Here is a 19,547-nt window from a genome sequence, read left to right as displayed (position 1 = left end):
GCGCGCAGCTTCGCGCGGCGCGGCCGCCTCATCCCTCTTTTCCCTCTTCGAACGCTACGCACCGCGCAGGCCGCGCGTGCGAGGCGGTGAGATCCGGTTTCGCGGAGCGCCCGACAACGCTATGGAGGAGCCCCATGGTCGAGCAAAGCACAGCGGAAAACGGGGAGGGGCAACCGGAGAGCGCGGGGCCCGTCGAGGAGCGCGCGACGGAAGCCGCCGGAGAGCCGGCGGAGGCGGGCGCTGACGCCTCTTCCGGCGGCACGACGACGACCACGACGGCGGGCGCAGCGAGCGCGGAAGACGCCGTGGCAGCGCCGGCCGCCGCTGCGCCCGCCGCCGCTGCGCCGGCTCGATCGCGGCCGCCGCGGGTCATCGACATGCGCCGGCCGCGCACGCCAGCGCCCGCGCAGGAGCCGCCGCCGCGGCGCTCGGCGCGGCCAGCGGAGCGCGGACCTGCCGACCGTGGAGCGCGCGAGCGCGGGCCGGCGGAGCGCGCAGGACGCGACAGCGGCCCGGCCGAGCGCGGGGCGCGCGACGGCAACGCGGCCGAGCGCCGCTCGCCGGACAAGCCCAGGGGGGCGCGGGATGGGGCGACGCCGCGCGGCCGGACAGGCGCCGGGGGCGCTACCCAGACCCGCGCGCCCGCGGCCCATCCAGCGCCGGGCGCCGCCACGCGAGAGCAGCGCGCTGCCGCCGCCGCGGACCCCGCGCAGAGCGAGGCGGAGCGCAACGCCGCGCTCGCCGAGGCGAAGCGCGCGCCCGCCGCGGGAGAGGCCAACGCCTCCAGGGCGTCGCGGCAGCCGCAGCCCGCCGAGACGCGCGGCGTGGCGCCGGCGCCGGAGACGACGGCGACCCCCGAGCCGCGCCGGGACGCCGTGTGGGTGCCTCCGCCGAGCGCCGCATTCCCGCGGAAGAAGAAGCCCGCGCTCACCGCCAAGGAGGCAATGAAGGCCAGAGTCCAGGCGCGGGCCGAAAAGAAGGCAGCGAAGCAGGCACCGAGCCGCGCGGCCGAGCCCACCGCGGACCATGGCGTGGAGGCCGGCCGTGAGGAGCCCGGAGCGCCTCCCGCTGCAGCAAAGCCCCGTGACGCCGCCGTGGCGAAGCCCCGCGATGCGGCGCCGAGGTCAGCACGCCGCGACCAGGCGGCGCCGGCGCCGGCGGCGAGCGCGCCGACCGCGAAGCCGGGGCTGCTCAGGCGGTTGCTGAGCCTGTTCGGGCGCTCCGGCTAGTACCGGTTCACGAGGCGCTGGGTCGGCTGCTCGGGCTGCCGGTGGCACCGGAGAGGTGAGCAAGCTCAGGCCGAACGTCGAGCCCGCCGCTCGCGTCGGCTCGCTGCCGGGAAACAGCGAATCATCCCCAAAGCGATCGATTCAGCATCACCGCGGCCGGATCCCCCCGCGAGCAGACGGCCCGCAAAAGCATCCACCTGGTTTGTAGGCACAATGTGCCTCGCCTCACTCGTTATCCAGATCTGGTGGTCTCGCACACGCTCGCACCGTGCCGGAACCGACGAACCTGCGCGTCACCTCGGTGCTCGGCCCGGGTCGTTCACGCGAGGCGCGACATCGGCGAGGTGAGTCGCTAACATCGCTCCGGGGCATCACCGCTGTCGCGGAGCAGCGACGTCGTCTCGACGCACGCTTCGCGCGGACGAACCGAGGAGAGCTGCCGTGAAGCATCAGAAGGGTCTCTGGAAGCTCGCATGTGCGGCGTTCACCATGCTGTCGATGGCGTCGATCGCAGGCTGCGATCAGGGAGGTGGGGGCGAGGTCAGCAGCAAAGGCAACGGCAAAGAAGCCACGGCCAAGGTGATCAAGGTCGCGTTCGTGACGAACGGATCCAGCGACTTCTGGAAGATCGCGTTCGCCGGTGTGCACAAGTACGAGCAAGAGGCCAAGATCCAAGTCGACCTCAAGGTGCCGCAGGTCAGCACGCCCACGGAGCAGAACCAGATCCTCGAGAGCCTCGCCAGCCAGGGCTACGACGCCGTCGGCGTGAGCGTCCTGGCGCCGGACGATCAGGTGACCGTGCTCAACAAGGTCGCGGAGAAGGTCAAGCTGATCACGTTCGACTCCGACGCCCCGAAATCGAACCGGCTGCTCTACATCGGCACGAACAACTACGAGGCCGGCAAGGTGCTCGGCAACGAGATCGTGAAGCTCTTGCCGAACGGCGGGAAGATGGCCGCCTTCGTCGGCATGTTCGCTGTCGACAACGCGGCCCAGCGCCTCAAGGGCATTCAGGACGTGGTCACACCCCACAACATCCAGCTCGTCGACAAGCGCGAGGACAACACCGACCTCGCCAAGGCGCGCACGAACGTGGAGGACATCATCAACGCCCACCCGGACCTCGACGTCGCGACCGGCCTCTGGTCGTACAATGGGCCGGCCATCGTCGCCGCCGTCGAGGCGCTCGGGAAGAAGGGCAAGGTCAAGCCGGCCGTGTTCGACGAGGAGGACGCGACGCTCGCCGGCATCGAGAACGGCACTGTCGCCTGCACCGTCGTGCAGAAGCCGTTCCAGTTCGGTTACCTGGGGAGCAAGTGGCTCCACCGCCTCGCGACCGAGGGCGACGCGGCCATCGCCGCCATCCCCCCGAGCAAGGTGATCGACACCGGGGTCGACGTGATCAACAAGGAGAACGTCGCGCAGTTCAGGGCCACGCTCGCCGAGATGAAGAAGTAGCCCGGTCCCCCGGCGGTCCGACTCCTCGCCGCCCCGTATCGGCTCGGCTCAGAAGGGCTGAGGGTGCGGTGAGCGGCGATAGACGATCTGGCCGCCGGTCTTCGACAGCGCGTAAGCGAACCCGAGCTCCAGGGTCGAGCGGGTGATGACGCTCCCGAGGTCCACCCCCTGCTCCACCATCAGCCGCGCCGCCGCCGGCGTGACGCCGACGAGCACGACCTCGGCGCCGAGCAGCCGCGCCGCCCGCGCCGCCCGCAGGAGGTGCTCCACCGACGCGGCGTCGACGACCGCCATCCCCGTGACGTCGACCAGCACCACGCGCGCGTGGTGCTCGGTGATGTCCTGCAGCATCGATTCGATGAAGCGGCCCGACCGCTGCGCGTCCATCGTCCCGACGATCGGCATCACGAGGATGTTCCGCGCGATGGGCACGACCGGGCTCGAGAGCTCGCGGATCGTGTCGAGCAGCGACTCCTGGTGCCGGTTCGCGCGCTCGAGCTCATGGGTCCGCTCGGTGATCCGGTGGACGAGCCGCGCGTTCTCGATCGCCACGGCCATCGTGTCGACGATGCGCTCGATCATCGTGAGATCGTCGAGCGAGCACGCCGCCCGACGCCCGCTCTCCAGGACCAGGGCGCCGAAGGCGGACCCGCCGGCGAGCAGCGGGACGCCGACCAGGGTATGCGCCCCCTTCCCGCGCGCCTCGACGACATCGGGCGCGTCGTGGAGCTCGCTCGAGTGCGTGTCGACGATGATCGGCCGGGCGGTGCTCAGCACCCGCCCGACCATCGACCTCGCGTCGAGGGGGGCTCGCTCCTCGCGGTACCCCTCGTTCCCCGCGTCCACGGTGACGAGGAGGAGCTCCTTCGCGCGGCTCTCGTAGGGGAGCTGCTCCCTCCGCTTCGCCGCCTTGCGGTTCGCGTCGAGAGGCAGGTAGTCGGAGAGGGGGAGCGACCAGGGCGTGCGCTCGATGGTCACGACGTCGATGCCGGTGTCGATGAAGCGCAGCGCGGACCCTCCCCCGGAGCCGGCGCGCGTGGGCAGCCCGGCCAGGGCCGCCTCGACGCCCTTCGATACCATGTCGTGGAGCACCCGCACCGCGCGGTAGCCCATCTCGTGCTCGCGCTGGACCAGGACGGCGTGGATGGTCCCTTCCCGGAGCATCTCGAGCGTGTCCGTGAGCAGATCGAAGGCGACGATCTTGAGCTCCCCCGCCCGCCCCAGCGCCCTCGCGGCCGCGCCCCACGACAGGCCGTTCTCGGCGCAGACGCCGAAGGCGCCGGCGATTCCCCCGGTCTGCACGGCTTCCCGGGCGATCCGCATCCCGAGCTCGATGTCGAACCGGTCCTCTGCCGGCGGCTGCAGGTCGAAGGGCGCGCGCGTGCCCGAAACCGCCGCACGGAACGCCTCGATGCGCTCGCGGCTGTTCATGGCGCTGAGCCAGAACGTCAGCGCGCCGATCTTGCCTCCGCCCGGGAGCAGCCGGGCCATCATCTCCGCGGCGAGCCGCCCTGCCGCCACGTTGTCGGTGCCGATATAGGCCTGAGCGCAGCTGCCCTCGGCGGGCGGCGTGTCGATCGTGACCACCGGGACCCCGGCCTGCGCCGCCCGGCGGATCGCCGGCTCGAGGACCTCCGGGGTGATCGGCGCCACGGCGATACCGTGCACGCCCCGGTCGATGGCGTCCTCGAGGATGCCGCGCTGCTCGACGGCGCTGTGGGCGGGGGCGTTGCGGACGTCCACGTGGATGCCGACGCTGCGCCCAGCGATGAGGGCGCCGTCACGCACGTTGTTCCAGAACGCCAGCGGTGATCGGTGCGGGACGTGGTAGACGCGGATCTCGCGGGCCGCGGCGTCGCCGCGCGCGCCCCCGGAGGGAGCGTCGCTCAGCAGGACGAGGTGCACGGAGCGCCATTGCGGCCCGAGCTGCACGCTCTTGATGCCTTTCGAGATCATCTCGACGAGCTCGTGCGTGCTGGTCCGCGCGGCCACCGCGTTCAGCACCCCCTCGAGCACGCGCACCTCCTGGGCCGACCGCGCCTTGTCGTTGTAGAGCTCTCGCCGCTCCAGCGCCGCGCCGGCGCTCGCGGCCAGCGCGCGGAGCCGCGCCCAGCCCTCGCCGGAAGGCGCCTGCCCGCCCGGCTGCTCGACGGCGAGCACGCCGATCGTCTGTCCCTGCACGTGCACCGGGGTGAGGACGACGACCGCGCCCGCGGGCACGAGGTGCAGCGCCGACGCGCCCGGCAGGTGCTCGCGGTACCAGTCGGCGGCCGCCATGACCCGAGGGCTGTCCGCGGAATCCGGCGTCGAGAGCGTCGAGAGCGTCGAGAGCGTCGAGAGCGTCGCGATCACGGTGGCCGGCACCGCGCCGCCGGCGACCTCCTGCGGGCTCGCCAGCACGCCAGCGAGGCCGACAGAGGCCTTGTAGACCAGCTGCTCCCCGTCCCGGGCCAGGAGGCTCGCTCGCTGCGCGGAGGGCACGGCGCCCACGGCGTCCGTCACGATGCGATGCAGCGTTGCATGAAGATCGAGACCGGTGACCATGCGCCTCACGTCCCCGCAACACCCCCATGACGGCGCGGACGTACACCAGTGGGCGTGATCGAACGGCACCTTGTCAAGGGATGACCGAGCCGCCTCGGACGCCGCTCGTCCGCGCGTGGGCTCGCTAACGGAGCGTTGCCGCCCGACTTACACCTCCACGCCCTCCAGTCGCCAGGCTCCTGCGAGGCCGTCGCGCCAACCTTCTTCGATGACCTCGGCATGCCCCACGATGAGACGCTGGGCCGGTCGCTCCAGCATGGCGCGGATGGAGCGCGCGGCCGCGGTCTTGTCCGGGATCTTCTTTCTGGCGTCGGGAGGAACGCGCACCCGCTCGTAGAAGCCAGTGAGGCGCGCGGCATAACGCAAAGTCCAGTGGTCCTTGGCGCAGGCGCAAAGGACGATGTCTGCGCCCAGCAGGGTTTGCGTCGGCCGATGGTAGAGCACTGTCTCGTCCCAGAACGGCACGCCCCGGAGCGGCAAGGCCTCGAGCTCGGGGACCTGCTCGCCGAACTTGGCGTCGTGGATATCCATGTGGAGTCTCAGCGCCTTGTTCCTGCTCCGCGCCGACGCCGGTCCCACCACGCGCGCCTCGGGGAAACGGGCCGCCGCCGCGGGTGTCCCGAGATGATGCCAGCAGTTGGGTACCAAGAGCCAGCGCACGGGACCCAGGGCGCGTAGCTGCTCTGCCAGCGCATCGGTGGGAGGGGCCGGGGTGTGCAGGAGCAAACTGCCGTCCTCGAGGCGTACGACCGTTGTGCGGGCGCGCATCCGTACCCCGCTGAACCACACGGGGCGGTCCAGGGTCCAGATCGTGTCATCGACGACGGCGGTGAGAGCGCTGTCAGGCATGTGGGCGACATCCTCCAAGCGGCCAAGGCGTTCGAGGGGCAAGGGCCATTCGTCCTCAACCCGCGGCGCCGGCTGGCCGGTTCTTCCTTCTCTTCTTCTTCTCGCCCTCGCGCGCCCGGTCCGCCGCCCGCAGCGCGCTGAGCTCGCGCCGGAAATCCGCGGCCGCCGCGTGGTGCTCGTCAGCCGACCGAACGACGCCGGCGATGGCGCCGCCGCAGCGCGGGCACTCGCTCCGATCGGACGTCAGCGCCGTGCGGCAGCCCGGCTCGGAGCAGAGATCGTACTGCCACCAGTGACCGACGGCCCAGCCGACGAAGGGCGCCCCGAGGAGCACGGCGAAGGCGAGCTCCCCACCGGCGCCGCGCGGCAGGGCGGCCGCGACCAGGATTGCCCCGCAGAAGCCCGCGAGCAGGCCGAGGAACAGGCCCATGCCCGAGTGCGCGCGCCGCAGGCGGAAGACCGGCCGCGGATCGCCCTCCTCGAGCTTCGTCATCGCGGCGGGCCCCGCCTTCGGATCGGCCCAGACATGGCCGCACTTGTGGCAGTGCCAGCGCCTCGGCAGGAACAGCATGAGCGGCGCGGCGAGGATCGAGAGCGCGGCGGCGGCGCTCGAGCCCTCGAGGCGCAGGCGCTCGTGGAAGCAGTAGGGGAGCTCGCAGCGCGGGCAGCGGACCCCGGCAGCCTCCTCGTCGTCGTTGCTGGCCGCCTCCCCGGGGTGGACCTCAAGGAGCCTCTCCACGCGCTGGAGATCGCCCTCGCGCACCTGCAGCTGCGTGCCGCCGGCGGCGCCGCTCAGCATCGGGTTGTAGCTCGCCGCCTCGAACACGTGGGACTCGATGCCGTTGGCCGAGAGCAGCGTGCGGTCCATCTGGGCCGCGACCGGATCGAGGTAGCGGCGGACCGTGATCAGCTTCCCCGTGCCCGAAGCAGCATCCAGCTTGTCGCGGTACGGCAAGACGTCGCCTCCCCCTGGGTCGGGACAGTGTCGCCCGGCTATGGGGCTAAGAAATCCAAACGCGCTCCGAAAGTCAATCTCCCCGACGAGGGCCCGGCGCAGCTGCGCGAGCGGCGGTGGCGGCAGGCCGTGCAGCCGTCGCCGCGGTTTCAGCTCGGAGGCGAGGGCGGCGTTCGCGTCGTGGAACGGGTCGCCCTTGCTGGTGAGCAGGTGCAGGTCGCGCGGGCCGGCGGCGGCGAGGGCCCTTGGCGAGCCGGTCGGCGTAGGCGGGGGCGCGGTGGGCGGTTCGTCTTATCCTGCCGGCCCGTGGCACCTCAACCTCAGAAAGTCTCCGCCCCGTCGAGCGATCGTCGTCGAGTGCACGCGCTGGGCCATGCCGTCCGCCAGGGCGCGATCGCGGTCGTGGCATGGCTCGCTCTGATACGAGCGGAGGCCGCCCACGCCGCGAACGTCGGGGTCGCGGTGGAGCTCGACGAGCAGCACTGCGTGACGCTCGACGCGGTGCGGGCGGCGGCCGCGCTGCGCGGAGGGCACGTGGACGCCGACTCCCCAGTACGGCTCCGGGTCCATGTGCGCGAAGCGGAGCCGCCGAGCGCGGTGACGCTCGTGATCACCGGAGAAGGCGCTCACGGCGCCATCGAAGCGCGCACGATCGTGGCAGACTCCTGCGCGGAAGCCGCCTCGGCGCTCGGGCTGGTCGTCACGGTGGCCGGCGAGGACGAGCAGGCCCCGGTCGAAGCTTCCCGCGCCGAGCCTCCCTCCCTGACGCCGCCGGCGAGACCGTCGCAAGGCACAGCCCGCGAGAGCAGCCCAACCCACACCGCGCCGCCGGTGAGACCGTCGCGAGCCACGGCGCGCGAGACCACGCCCGCGACGAAGCTGTATGCGGCGCTCGGTCTCGTGGCCACACCGCTCTACGTAGGGCCGACAGGCGCGCGGCTCTCGGGCGGGCTCGCATCGGGTCGGGTGTTCTTTCCATGGGCGGAGCTCGGCGTGGGGGCGACGATGCCGCGCACCGTGGTCGGAGGGGGAGCGTCGGTGAGCCTCACCTGGCTCACCGCTCGTGCCGCGCTGGCGCCGCTCGGCGCATCCCTCGGCGATCACGTCTTCGTGAGTGCTTACATGATGTTCGATGCGGGCGCGTTGCTCGCCTCGGGGGAGGGAGCCCCGGCGGTCTACAGCCGATGGCGCCCGTGGCTCGAGGCGGGCGCCGGCGCACGGATGCGCGCGCTGCTCGGCGCATGGTCCTTCATGGATTGGCAGGTTGGGCCCGCGCTGCCCCTCCTTCGGGACGAGTTCTACTACGTGCACGGCGGGACGGCCTATAAAGCCCCCGCCGTCCGGCTGGACGCCGCGCTCTCCATCGGGGCGTATTTTCCGTGATCAAACCGGGGACCTCGTGGATCGCCTGGGACGAGCCCCTCGTGATCAGCACCGACGACGCCCCCGGTTCCACCGCCTTCCGCCTCGCTCGCCCTCTGGGCGGACTCGTCGACGCGCAGGCGCGTTCCCCCTGTGAGTCCACCACCGACGTCGCGCGCGAGGCGCGCCTCGAAGAGCTCGCGTCGCACCTCGAGTTCCTGTGGCGGTTCGCGTGCCGGATGGGCGTGGGCGAGGCGGCGGCCGAGGACATCGCGCAGGAAGCGTTCGTGGTGGCGGCGTCGCGCCTCGACGCGATCCTTCCCGGCAAAGAGCGCTCGTACCTCGTCTCGGTCGTGGTTCACATGGTCCGGCGCGAGCGAACCCGGCGAGCACGTCACGAAGAGCTCAAGGGAGAGCCCTCCGCGCCGGCGGGCGAGCAGCCGGACAGCCGCCTCGACGACGCGCGCGCGCGCAGGCTGCTGGACGCGTCGCTCGCCGTCGCGCCCGCAGCCCCCATGCGCTCGCCTCGCGCGGCGGAGATCGACGGGGTGGCGCCGGCAGCCGCTTCATCCACGCAGGAGGCCACGCAGGAGGCCACGCAGGAGGCCACGCAGGAGGCCACGCAGGAGGAGCCCGCCCTGCCTGCGAAGGCAGAGCCCGCCGCCGCCCCTGCCGCCGAGCCCGCCCCGCGCGCAGCGGCGTCGACCAAGAACGTGGCGCCCGCGCCCCAGGCGATCGGGCTCGCGCGCCAGGTCCCCTCATCCGTTCCTGCGGCGACGGCCGCCCCCGCCATCGACCCCCTTCCACGAGAACCCCGCAGTGCGGAGGTAGCGCAGTCCCCTGCGACACCCACCTCCGTTCTATCGGACGAGCTCCGGCTCATCGACGCCGCGCGAGCGGCCCTCACGCGGGGGGACGCGCCGCTCGCCCTTCGCCTCACCGCCGAGCACGCGGCGCGCTTTCCAGGAGGTAGCCTCGCCATCGAGCGCGACGTCCTCCGCGTCGACGCCCTCGTGGCCGGAGGGCACGTCGCAGAAGCCGCGTCGCAGGCGTGCGCCTTCGTCGCGCGGAGCCCGCGCTCCGCTCAGGCGCCGCGCATGATCAAGGTGGGTCGCTGTTCAAATACGATTCCGTGATCAAAGGCGCGGGCAGAGAGATCGCCGCTCAGTGGAGGATTCTCGATCATGCGACTTTCGCGGCTAGCACTCTCCTTGTTGTGGTTCCCGGTCGCTCTCTCAGCCACCACGTTTGGGTGCGTCATCGATCGCGTGCCGATCGGTGATCTCGACCCCGGCCAGCAGCCGCTCGACCCCGATGGCTCGGGCGCGGGCGGCGCGGGCGGCGCGGGCGGCTCGTCGGGTTCCGGCGGCGCGGGCGGCTCGTCGGGCAGGTGCAGCGCGGCGGTGGCTTCCCGTCCCTTCAGCCTGGACGACTGGCCGGCGACGAGCGGCACCTTTCCGCTGGCGATCACGGACATCGCTTTTGATCCATCCGGCAACCTCGGCATGACAGGATACACGACGTCGGACGTCGATATGGGCGGCGGCGTGCTCCGGTCCGGGGGAACCGACGACGCCCTCTTGGCAACGTACGATGCCGCGGGCAACCACACCCTCAGCAAGCTCTTCGGCGATGATTCGAATCCGCAGGCCGGCGAGCACATCGTTTTCGACGCGGACTGCAACATGTTCCTCGTAGGCAGTTTCTCACAAACCATGGATCTCGAGGGTGCGACGATGACCTCGCCCCGGGCCGCCAAGTTCCTGGCCAAGCTCGACAGCGCCGGCAATCCCCTCTGGAGCGTGCACCTCAACGCCGCGTATGACACAGATTGGGATATCCGATCCATCGCGGTCGATCCGACGACGGGCGGCGTGGTGTTCACGGGAAATTTCGCCGAATTCCTCGATCTCGGGGGAGGTCCGCTCACGGCGCCAACCGATGCTGCCGAGGACCCGACGAAGGCCTACGTGGCGAAGTTCGATGCGACGGGACATTTTGTCTGGAGCAAGTACGCAGACGGCAGGTACATGCCAGGCGGCACCCTGGCCGTCGACGCTTCAGGGCAAATCGTGATTGCGACCGACGACTCGTACCTCGATGACGGACAAACTAGATACACGCGGCTCGGCCTCTCGCGGTTGGACGCCTCGGGAAACCGACTCTGGAGGAAGGAATTTGCCGCTCCTTTCGAGGGGGGAGCACCCTGGGGCTACCACCGCAGCCTTACTGGCGTCGCGGTGGATGGAGACGGAAGCGTGTTCCTCGCCGGGAACGCGCAATGCGACTTTGATTTCGGCGGCGGACCCCTGCATGGCACGGATTGTTCAAACGACAGTCCCTTCGTGGCGAAATTCGACGCTGATGGAGCCCACCTCTGGAGCCAAGTCATCAGGGGCGACTTTCCTTTCGCCGTGAGCTTCGGTGTCGACGCTCTCGGGAACACCTTCGTTTCGGGCAGCGTCGGCAGCGGGGGCCTGGAGGCCGACGGCATGCCGGGCGGCCCAGACGGAGATTCCCGGCCGTTCGTCATGCGGTTCGACAGCGAGGGGCATATTTCATGGGTCCAAATCCTCGGTTCCGAGGTCATCGACGTGCTGGGGCTCGCCGTGGATCCTGAAGGAAATGTCGCCGTTGTGGGGCAAGACGTCGATGCCGTGAATGCGCACTTCGGGGCCGGAAATGTCGTCATGAAGCTCGACGTCGCGGCGCCGTGATTCCATTCGTCGGCCCGCGGGCGGGCGCTTGGCCCCCCTCCGCCGCTTGCTCACCCAGCCCCCCGCGGTCAGCCGGGCCGGCGGGCGTCGAGGAGCTGCCGGGCTCACTGGGCGACCGGGGCAGGCGGCCCTCCACGCCCAGGGTGCTTCGTGGCGATCGCGTACAGCGCGTTGGTCTCGGCGGTGAGGGCGTTGCGCTCGCGGAGCGGGGCGAGGGTGTCGCGCTTGACGGCCTCCTGCGCGCCGGGATCGAGCTTGTCGATCGTGCCGCGGTAGCCCGACCCGAGGGCGATGATCCACCAGTCGTCTGGCGAGTCGAGGGCCTGGCTGGAGCGCTCGGCGTCGACGGCGCAGGCCGCAACACCGGCCTCCGCGAGCATGGCGCGGAGGGCGCCCGGGGTGTCGATGCGCTCCCACGGCCGGAATGTCTTGTAGACGTCGGGGCGGTGGGCCCGGATCGCGTCCCAGAACGCGGTATTGCCGGGCTCGAGCACGCGTTCGCCCCATGTGGTGATGGCGAGCGTGCCGCCGGGCTTCAGCCATCCCCAGAGCCGGCGCACGGCGGCAGGCATGTCAGGCATGAAGAAGATGCCAAAGACGCAGATGACGGCGTCGAAGCTTCCGGGCGGCGGGTCGAGCGCCTCCACGTCGGCGCAGCGGAAGTCGACGTTCGATAGCCCCAGCGCGCGGGCCTTGGCGCGCCCGCGGTCGAGCAATGGCTCGGCGAGATCCACGGCGAGCACGGAGCCCGTGGGCCCGACGGCCCGGGCCGCGGGGATGGCGGACGCGCCGGTGCCAGAGCAGACGTCGAGGACGCGGTGGCCGGGCTCCAGGCGGGCGCGCTCGACGGTGCGCTCCCCGATGCGGGCCCAGAAGGCGAGCGGCGGATCGTCGAAGTGATCCGCGGCGGCGGAGTACGTGACAGCGGTGCGTGCTTTGTCGGGATCGAGCTGGGTCATGGCGTCCCCTGGATCTGGAGGGTCGGAGCGCGCGCGGCGTGCGCTCCTCGCGGCCGGTCCGCGTTCCTTGGAACCGGCTCGGAGCCGAGCAGACGCGCCCCCCGGTCCGCCATTACGCCCCGCCCCCGCTCGTGACCTGACGTTCGTGAGCCACGAGCCCGGGGCGCTGCAGGCGCTCAGGCGGCGCGGGGGCGCACGTCGCCGGTCCCGGCAGGCGAGCCGATCTCCCACGCTCGACTGTAATGCGACGGAGACCCGCGCGTCTTCCCGCGGCACCTGAAAGGAGCTTCTCATGAAGGTCACGCACGCAATCTTCTCGATCGCGCTGGGCATCACCTCGGTCGCCTCCGCGCTCGGCTGCTCTCAGCCCGCGAGCGCCGAGCCACAGAAGGCCCCTCGCGTGGTCGAGATCATGGTCCACGGCGCCTTCGTGCCCGACAAGATCGCCGCGGTCGAGGGGGAGCGGCTGCAGCTCAGGCTCGTCCGCCACGACAGCGGCGGCTGCACCAGGGAGGTCGTCTTCCCGAGCCTCGGCATCCGCAAGGAGCTGCCGACCGGACAGCCTGTGACCATCGACCTTCCCGAGCTGAAGGCAGGGGAGCTCCAATTCGCGTGCGGCATGGGGATGATCAAGGGCACCATCGCCGTCGCGCCGAGGAAGTGAGCAGCAGAGGGAAGCGATCTCTGGCTCACCGCGAGCGAGCCCTCCGGCTGGCGGGTCGGTCGACAGGTGGGACACGGTACCTCCACGTAGGCGGCGCTCCGGAGAGGGGCGCGCCGCACCTCGAGCACGTCGTCACGGCGCGCAGCGTCGCCTGGCACACCACCGCCTGACATGCCATCGACTCCGGATGCAACTCCTACGATCGATTGTCTTATGCTCAGGTGACCGACGGCGCGCCGATTGCGATGTCCTTGGAATGTACCAGCGCTTGTCCCTCGGTCTGGGCTTGCTCACTTCTCTCATGCTCGCGGCGGGCTGCAGCGGCGCGGGGAACGACGGCGGATCGGGCGGCGGGGGCCCGGGCGGCGGGGGCCCGGGCGGCGGGGGCCCGGTCGCGGGCAGCGGCGGCGGCTCCAGCAGCTCGGTCGCTGGCAGCGGCGGCGGCTCGGCCGCGAGCAGCGGCGCCGGCGGCGAATCGCCGGACCGTTGCACGCTGCCGCAGGAGACCGGCCCCTGCGACGCGGTGATCCCGAGCTACTGGCACGACCCCAGCACCGGCGAGTGTGTTCCGTTCACCTATGGTGGTTGCGAGGGCAACGCGAACCGCTTCGAGTCGCTCGCGGCGTGCCTGGAGACCTGTCAGGGCACCACCACGGACATGGATGCATGCTCGGCGCCGGGCGATTGCGTCCTCGCGCCGCCGCGCTGCTGCGCCTCTTGCGACCCGGTCGACGCCAGCGCGTTCGTCGCCCTCCACCGCGACGCGGTGTCGGATTTCTGGAATGCCAGCGGGTGCGGGGACACGCAGTGCGAGCGATGCCCGGAGGTCGGCGAGGCCGAGAGCACCTCCCAGTACTTCGCCGCCACATGCGAGAGCGGGCGCTGCGTCGTCGTCGACGTGCGCGAATCCCCGCTGACGGAATGCACGAAAGACGCGGACTGCGCCCTGCGCGACGGCGTCGGGTGCTGCGAGTCGTGCGACGGGAAAGGCATCGTCGCCCTCAACCCGAGCGGGGATCTCGGCGCCCTCGTTTGCCCCGAAGAGATCGTCGCGTGCCCTCCCTGCGCGCCCGTGTATCCGGAGGGAATGACGGCGGTGTGCTCGGAGGGCAGGTGTACGCCGCGGCTCTCCGAGGCGCCCTGAGCCCGAAGGGCGAGGACGTGCTGGGAGAGCAGGCAAAGGCGCTTTCAGGGGCTGATCGGAGCGCTGGCCAACGAGACCGAGCCGCGATGCCGACGGGCGCGCGCCACGCGCGCCCAGGGAAGCGGGGACGACCTGGAGAGCGTCGTGCGAAAACGGCAACTCCGCACAGCTCTTCAGGTCGTCGATCGGGGCGCCCCCACACCGGTCCGTCCGGCGAGCGCCCGCTACAGACCTCCCTGCACGACCTGTGACGTTCCACCTCTTTTGGTATACAGGTGAGGATAGAGCAAGGGGCACGGATGAACTGTGAATCGGATCACAAGGATGTCATTGCTGAGAACGAGCGCCTGAGGCAGCGCATCCGGGAGCTGGAGGAGGCGGACAAAGAGCGGGATCACCTCCGCTTTGCGCTGGGCCGGAGCGAGGAGCATGTGCGCCTCTTTGTCACCTACACACCGGCCGCGTTTGCCATGTTCGATCGGGATATGCGTTACATCCTGGTCAGTCACCGCCACCTGGCGGATTTCGGCTTGCGCGAAGAAGATGTCCTCGGTCGGAGCCATTACGAGATCTTCCCCGACATGCCCGAGCACTGGAAGGCCATCCACCAGCGCTGCCTCGCAGGGGCCTCGGAAGGGAATGATGAGGAGCCCTTCCCGCGGGCCGACGGGCACGTCGAATGGGGGAGCTGGAGGATCTTCCCGTGGCACACGACGACCGGCGAGATCGGCGGGATCGTGCTGTTCTCGGAGGTGATCACCAAGCGAAAGCAGCTCGAGGACAAGCTCCGGATGCAGGCGAAGACGCTCCTGGAGCTGTCGGCGCCCATCGTGCCCATCCGCCAGGGCGTCCTCGTGCTGCCGCTGGTGGGCGCGCTGGACGCGGCGCGGGCGCAGCAGATGATGGAGAACCTGCTGAGCAAGGTGGTCGAGCGGCAGGCGCGGGTGGCGATCATCGACGTCACGGGCGTGCCGGACATCGACACGGGCTCGGCGAGCGCGCTCCTGCAGGTGGCGCGGGCGGTCCGGCTGCTCGGGGCGCAGGTCGTCCTGACGGGCATCCGGCCCGAGGTGTCCCAGGCCATCGTCCGCCTCGACATCGATCTCGCAGGCATCGTGACCCGCCGCGATCTGCAGAGCGGGATCGCGTTCGCCACCGCGACGAGCCCGGGAGCCTCGTCGCCGTCCCCGCCATGACGCCCCCTGCTAGCCTCGACCCGATGTCGCACGGCTCCTCGACATGAACGGCAACGGCTGGGACGGCGCAGACCGCGCCCTCCAGTTCGGCCTCCGGCGACGTCCCCCTCACCGGCGTGTGGTGATCGCTGGGAGGGCGCGCGCGTAGCCGCGCCACGGCCCGGTAGTGGTCACATTGGCCCGGAGAGAGTTCACATGAAGGCGAGAAAGCAGGAAGATCATTGTTCTTTTCGTCCCGCCTTCTCGCCTTCTGCCTTCTCGCCTTCATGTTCAAATTTGACCACTCCCCTCGGCAACGTCGCCCCCGAGGCGAAAGTCGTCGGTGAACGCTCAGCGGGGAGCCGTGGCGCTTGGTGCCAGGGCGCTGGCGCGGCGCTCGGCGGCCGGTTCTGAACTTCGACATCGAGCTGCCCGAGCCGGGCGTGATCACCTCGCTTTGCGCGAATGAGGAAGCGAGCGACGCTGAGGTTGCGCTGTGGCATCGCCAATTTGCGACAAATGGTCCGCGTGGTTCCTCCCTGTCTTCCCGGCGGAGCCCTTTTGCCCTCTCGATCCGCGCTCGGACCCCCTCCGCGCTCGCGCGGTCACTTGCGGCCAGGGAGCCATCGCTCAATTTGCTAAGCGTCGATGAGGCGCGCTCGTCGCTGAAATGCGGCATTTATCGACGTTTCCCATCGCGCGCACCGATGAGCGACAAACGCCGTGCGCAGGAGATTTGACCATGAACAATCGATGGATCATCTCAATTGTGGCGCTTCTCTCCTCGATAGGGATGGGCGCCGCGGGCCGCGCAGCACACATGGAGGAGCCGGCGGCGAACAACCTGGCATCCGCCCAAGCTCCGGCGAACGGCGCATCGGCGGACACCCCGAGCGTTGATTCGCCGTTCGAAGCGCCAGACCAGTCGTGCAAGCTGGACAACTGTCTCCGCCCTCATGACCCCTGCACGTGCAGCAATACCGGGTGGGCTGGATATTGCGGAACCGGTCCGCACCACCCTGGGTGCCTCTACTGCCGCTGCGATTGACAGGGGCCGGCGAAATGGGGGCGCTCCGGTGCGCGCAGCGCTGTTCGAGGCAGCCGCGCAGGGTGGCGTGCGCGGCTCCGTGATCGCCGGGGCGCGGGCGGTGTCGTGTTAAGATGCCCTCGTGCCGAAGGAAAAGGCCAGGCCTGGCGAGACCCTCATCGCGCGCAACAAGCGCGCAGGCTTCAATTACGACCTCGGCGACCGCTTCGAGGCGGGGATCGTCCTGAAAGGGAGCGAGGTGAAGATGCTTCGCGCCGGCAAGGCCGACCTGACCGACTCGTTCTGCACGGTCCTCCGGGGCGAGGTGTTCTTGCACGGCGTGAGCATCGCCGCGATGGCCAGCGCCGCCTTCGGCCACGTGCCGAAGGGCGCGCGCAAGCTCCTCCTCCACCGGCGCGAGATCGAGCGCATCGACCTGTCGATCGCCCGCGAGGGGATGACCGCCGTCGCCACCCGGCTCTACTTCAAGAGCGGTCTGGCCAAGGTCGAGATCGCGCTGGCGCGGGGGAAGAAGAGCCACGACAAGCGCGAGACCATCAAGGAGCAAGACGCCGAGCGCGAGATGCGCGCCGTGGTGGTGCACGGGCAACGAGGGTACGGACGCGCGTGACGCTCCGCGAGCTCGAGGAGGACCCGGCTCGGGCGTCGATCGCAGGCCGGCGCCCACCCCGGACGAGGCGGCTCGTCTCGCTGGACGTTCTCGCGACGTTTTCGCGACGCTCTCGCCCGGAACGCCGCCCGCCGTGGAGCGCGCGATGACGTAGGATGGCGCGCGTTGGCCCGCCCGAAACGCCCGCCGTCAGGCCCCCACCCGCTCGAGCTGCCGGGCGACGCCATGCGCGAGATGGTCGAGCTCGCGATGGACCGCATCGTCCAGCACATCGAGAGCCTGCCGGAGCAGCCGATGCACGCGACGCGGGGGGGCAAGCGGGTCGCGCGCTCGCTCCGCGAGCCGCTGCCGGAGCGCGGCGTGCCTTACGAAAAGCTCCTCCGGAAGCTCTTCGGCAAGCTCATCCCGATGAGCCTGAACACGGCGTCCCCCGGTTACATGGGGTACATCCCGGGCGGCGGCCTCTTTCACGCGGCCGTGGCCGATCTGATCGCGGACGCGGTGAACCGGTATGTGGGCGTCTTCCAGGCCGCCCCCCTGCTCGTGCAGATCGAGGCGAACGTGATCGCCTGGTTCTGCGCCATGCTCGGCCTGCCCGAGGGCTCCGGGGGGATCCTCACGACCGGCGGCTCGCTCGCGAACCTCGTCGCGGTGATCACCGCGCGCCGCGAGCGCCTCCCGCCGGACTTCCTGCGAGGGACCCTCTATGCCTCGGAGGAAGCGCACCACTCGGTGACGAAGGCCGCGCTCCTCGCCGGCTTTCCGCCGGAGGCCGTGCGCGAGATCCCGGTGGACGGGCGCTTTCGCATGCGGACCGACGCGGCGGCGGAGGCGGTTGCGCGCGACCGGGCGCGCGGCCTCTCGCCTTTCCTGCTCGTGGCCTCCGCGGGCACGACGGGCACCGGCGCGATCGACGATCTGCCCGCCCTCGCCGGCCTCGCCGAGGCCGAGCGCCTCTGGCTGCACGTCGACGCGGCGTACGGCGGCTTCTTCGCGCTCACCGAGCGAGGGCGCGCGGCGATGCGGGGGATCGAGCGCGCCGATTCGGTGACGCTGGACCCGCACAAGAGCCTCTTCTTGCCGTACGGGACGGGCTGCCTCGCGGTGCGCGATCGCGAGGCGCTGCGGCGCGCGCACGCGCTCTCGGCGTCGTACATGCCGCCGATGCAGTCAGAGGACGATCTCGTGGATTTCTGCGCGATCAGCCCCGAGCTGTCGCGCGACGCGCGCGGGCTGCGGGTGTGGCTGCCGCTGAAGATGCATGGGGCCTCCGTCTTCCGGGCCGAGCTCGACGAGAAGCTCACGCTCGCGCGCGGCGCCGCCGACGCGCTCCGGCAGATGGCGCAGCTCGAGGTCGTGGCGGAGCCCGAGCTGTCGCTCCTCGCCTTCAGGGCGCGCCCGCCCGGCGTCGACGACGGGCCGGCGCTCGACGCGCTGAACCGGCGCCTCCTCGCGCGGGTGAACGCGAAGCAGCGGGTGCTGCTCACGGGGGTGGTGGCCGGGGGGCGGTTCCTGCTGCGGATGTGTATCCTGAGCTTCAGGACGCACGCCGACCGGGTGAACGCGGGGCTCGCCGACGTTGCGTCGAGCCTCGCCGAGGTGCTGGAAGAGCTCCGCGACGGGCCGCTTTCGCCCGCGCGCGGCGGCGATCAGCGCGGAGGAGCGGACGACGACTGAAGGGGCGCAACAGACGCGCTCGCCCGGCGCTGGCTCAGCTCGGTCTCGTGTAACAGCCAACCATCTCGACACCCACCGGCGAGAAGATTCCGAAGCTTGTCATGGCACTCACGCTGGCTTGGCTCCGGCGATCCCTTTACGATCGGGCCAAGGAGGTTCTTCATGCGCACGCATCGATCTGTCTTGTCGGCGACGCTCCTATCGGCCGTCGCCGTCGCGATGTCCGCCGTGCCCGGATGCGGGGACGACGAGGCGCCGGCGCGGACAGGAAGCGATTTCCTCTCCAGCTATGCGAAGGCCCTCTGCGACCGCACGTTCGCGTGCTGCGACGCGGCGACCCGGGCCGCGCATGGCCTGGACGCGAGCTCCGCCGACGCGTGCGCCTCGCAGCTCGAGGCGATCCTCGTCGCCGTCAGCAGCGGAGGCGAGGTGAAGGGCACCTTCGTCCCGGAGAAGGCGGAGGCGTGCCTCGCCGAGGTGCACGCGGCCCCCTGTGCCGAAATTGAAGTACTGGGCGTGCTTCTGGGGGTGAACGCCGAGTTCACGCCGTCCTGCCGCGATGCGTGGGACGGCTCCGTGCCCGAGGGCGGGACGTGCGGCAACAACTGGGACTGCGCCCGGGACCGCTGCGTGCGCACCGTCGACGCGAGCGGGCAGTCGACGTCGGCGTGCAAAGCGAGGGCAGCGGCCGGAGAGCCATGCTCGTCGAGGTTCGACTGCGACGAGGCGCTCCGGTGCGACCAGCCCTCACCACCCGACGCGGGGACGTGCGCGCCACGGCTCGCCATGGGGGAGTCGTGCAAAGGAAGCCTCGACTGCCAAGAAGAGCTTCGCTGTAGTCAAGAAGGGACGTGCCAGGCGCGCGAGCAGGCGGGCGGTCCATGCGCTTCGGACGAAGACTGCGCGGCCGGCACGGCGTGCGAGGGCGATTCGTGCGCGCCGCTCGGCGCCGCCGGCGCGCCCTGCTCCGCCGATTCGGACTGCGCGTCCTTCGCGTGCAGTGATGCGACGGGCACCTGTGCCGACGTCTGCAAGGGCGACTGATCTAGAGCGACGGTCACCCGCTTCGGATACGGGCCCACCTCGACGTTTTCGGTGCTCAGCGCACCGGAGTGCGCTTGCGCGCCGAAAACGCCGATCTGGGCCCGTCTCCTGT

At 70.8% G+C, this 19,547-nt stretch carries 15 protein-coding genes; 11 read left to right on the top strand and 4 right to left on the bottom strand.

Annotation, left to right across the window (positions count from 1 at the left end; translation table 11 throughout):
* Window positions 1-134: 134 nt before the first annotated feature.
* Both WME73_RS12770 and WME73_RS12765 read left to right on the top strand, forming a co-directional pair.
* Window positions 135-1,229 (top strand): hypothetical protein, encoded by a 1,095-nt coding sequence (locus WME73_RS12770; RefSeq protein WP_437915879.1) that lies wholly within the window; start codon window positions 135-137, stop codon window positions 1,227-1,229.
* A 441-nt stretch (window positions 1,230-1,670) separates the two neighbouring features.
* Window positions 1,671-2,687, top strand: a complete 1,017-nt coding sequence (locus WME73_RS12765) for a sugar-binding protein (protein ID WP_437745743.1) — start codon at window positions 1,671-1,673, stop codon at window positions 2,685-2,687.
* A gap of 48 nt (window positions 2,688-2,735) precedes the next feature.
* On the opposite strand, the gene WME73_RS12760 is transcribed toward WME73_RS12765, so the two are convergent.
* From WME73_RS12760 to WME73_RS12750, 3 genes are all read right to left on the bottom strand, one after another.
* A complete protein-coding gene (locus WME73_RS12760) occupies window positions 2,736-5,231 on the bottom strand; it encodes a substrate-binding domain-containing protein (RefSeq protein ID WP_437915878.1) in 2,496 nt (831 codons plus the stop codon).
* 147 nt (window positions 5,232-5,378) lie between these two features.
* The gene (locus WME73_RS12755; protein WP_437915877.1) at window positions 5,379-6,080 is read right to left on the bottom strand and encodes a DUF4336 domain-containing protein; all 702 of its coding nucleotides are present in this window, start codon (window positions 6,078-6,080) and stop codon (window positions 5,379-5,381) included.
* Window positions 6,081-6,135: 55 nt separating this feature from the next.
* Window positions 6,136-7,035, bottom strand: coding sequence for a hypothetical protein (locus WME73_RS12750; RefSeq protein WP_437745740.1), 900 nt, complete (start codon window positions 7,033-7,035; stop codon window positions 6,136-6,138).
* A 402-nt stretch (window positions 7,036-7,437) separates the two neighbouring features.
* Between WME73_RS12750 and WME73_RS12745 the strand changes: the two genes are divergently transcribed.
* The 3 genes from WME73_RS12745 to WME73_RS12735 are packed head-to-tail and all read left to right on the top strand — an operon-like array spanning window position 7,438 to window position 11,114.
* Window positions 7,438-8,418, top strand: coding sequence for a hypothetical protein (locus WME73_RS12745; RefSeq protein ID WP_437915876.1), 981 nt, complete (start codon window positions 7,438-7,440; stop codon window positions 8,416-8,418).
* Window positions 8,415-9,533 carry a sigma factor gene (locus tag WME73_RS12740; RefSeq protein WP_437915875.1) on the top strand — a complete coding sequence of 373 codons (1,119 nt, stop codon included), beginning with the start codon at window positions 8,415-8,417 and terminating at the stop codon, window positions 9,531-9,533. The genes WME73_RS12745 and WME73_RS12740 overlap by 4 nt, the downstream gene beginning before the upstream one ends.
* A gap of 48 nt (window positions 9,534-9,581) precedes the next feature.
* Window positions 9,582-11,114 (top strand): hypothetical protein, encoded by a 1,533-nt coding sequence (locus WME73_RS12735; protein WP_437915874.1) that lies wholly within the window; start codon window positions 9,582-9,584, stop codon window positions 11,112-11,114.
* Window positions 11,115-11,218: 104 nt separating this feature from the next.
* Here WME73_RS12735 and WME73_RS12730 read toward each other — a convergent pair whose 3' ends face one another.
* Window positions 11,219-12,073, bottom strand: coding sequence for a class I SAM-dependent methyltransferase (locus tag WME73_RS12730; protein ID WP_437915873.1), 855 nt, complete (start codon window positions 12,071-12,073; stop codon window positions 11,219-11,221).
* 292 nt (window positions 12,074-12,365) lie between these two features.
* Here WME73_RS12730 and WME73_RS12725 point away from each other — a divergent pair, with 292 nt between their 5' ends.
* From WME73_RS12725 to WME73_RS12700, 6 genes are all read left to right on the top strand, one after another.
* Window positions 12,366-12,737, top strand: a complete 372-nt coding sequence (locus tag WME73_RS12725; protein WP_437915872.1) for a cupredoxin domain-containing protein — start codon at window positions 12,366-12,368, stop codon at window positions 12,735-12,737.
* Window positions 12,738-13,023: 286 nt separating this feature from the next.
* Window positions 13,024-13,881, top strand: coding sequence for a BPTI/Kunitz domain-containing protein (locus WME73_RS12720; protein ID WP_437915871.1), 858 nt, complete (start codon window positions 13,024-13,026; stop codon window positions 13,879-13,881).
* A gap of 299 nt (window positions 13,882-14,180) precedes the next feature.
* The gene (locus tag WME73_RS12715; protein ID WP_437915870.1) at window positions 14,181-15,077 is read left to right on the top strand and encodes an STAS domain-containing protein; all 897 of its coding nucleotides are present in this window, start codon (window positions 14,181-14,183) and stop codon (window positions 15,075-15,077) included.
* 1,148 nt (window positions 15,078-16,225) lie between these two features.
* A complete protein-coding gene (gene smpB / locus WME73_RS12710; protein ID WP_012234932.1) occupies window positions 16,226-16,714 on the top strand; it encodes an SsrA-binding protein SmpB in 489 nt (162 codons plus the stop codon).
* A gap of 165 nt (window positions 16,715-16,879) precedes the next feature.
* Complete coding sequence (locus tag WME73_RS12705; protein WP_437745731.1) at window positions 16,880-18,391, top strand: pyridoxal phosphate-dependent decarboxylase family protein; 1,512 nt, start codon at window positions 16,880-16,882, stop codon at window positions 18,389-18,391.
* A gap of 162 nt (window positions 18,392-18,553) precedes the next feature.
* Window positions 18,554-19,435, top strand: a complete 882-nt coding sequence (locus tag WME73_RS12700) for a hypothetical protein (RefSeq protein ID WP_437745730.1) — start codon at window positions 18,554-18,556, stop codon at window positions 19,433-19,435.
* Window positions 19,436-19,547 lie beyond the last annotated feature (112 nt).

The organism is Sorangium sp. So ce302, assembly GCF_051530145.1.
In the GTDB taxonomy this organism is placed as follows: Bacteria; Myxococcota_A; Polyangia; order Polyangiales; family Polyangiaceae; genus Sorangium; species Sorangium cellulosum_B.
Note: the sequence above shows the minus strand (reverse complement) of the source record. Positions and strands in the feature narration are given on the sequence as shown.

Bases quoted from the DNA above. Each gene is read 5' to 3' on its own strand.
- WME73_RS12715 (WP_437915870.1), top strand. From the start codon at position 14,181: ATGAACTGTGAATCGGATCACAAGGATGTCATTGCTGAGAACGAGCGC.
- WME73_RS12735 (WP_437915874.1), top strand. From the start codon at position 9,582: ATGCGACTTTCGCGGCTAGCACTCTCCTTGTTGTGGTTCCCGGTCGCT.
- WME73_RS12755 (WP_437915877.1), bottom strand. From the start codon at position 6,080: ATGCCTGACAGCGCTCTCACCGCCGTCGTCGATGACACGATCTGGACC.
- WME73_RS12730 (WP_437915873.1), bottom strand. From the start codon at position 12,073: ATGACCCAGCTCGATCCCGACAAAGCACGCACCGCTGTCACGTACTCC.
- WME73_RS12725 (WP_437915872.1), top strand. From the start codon at position 12,366: ATGAAGGTCACGCACGCAATCTTCTCGATCGCGCTGGGCATCACCTCG.
- WME73_RS12700 (WP_437745730.1), top strand. From the start codon at position 18,554: ATGCGCACGCATCGATCTGTCTTGTCGGCGACGCTCCTATCGGCCGTC.
- WME73_RS12770 (WP_437915879.1), top strand. From the start codon at position 135: ATGGTCGAGCAAAGCACAGCGGAAAACGGGGAGGGGCAACCGGAGAGC.
- WME73_RS12760 (WP_437915878.1), bottom strand. From the start codon at position 5,231: ATGGTCACCGGTCTCGATCTTCATGCAACGCTGCATCGCATCGTGACG.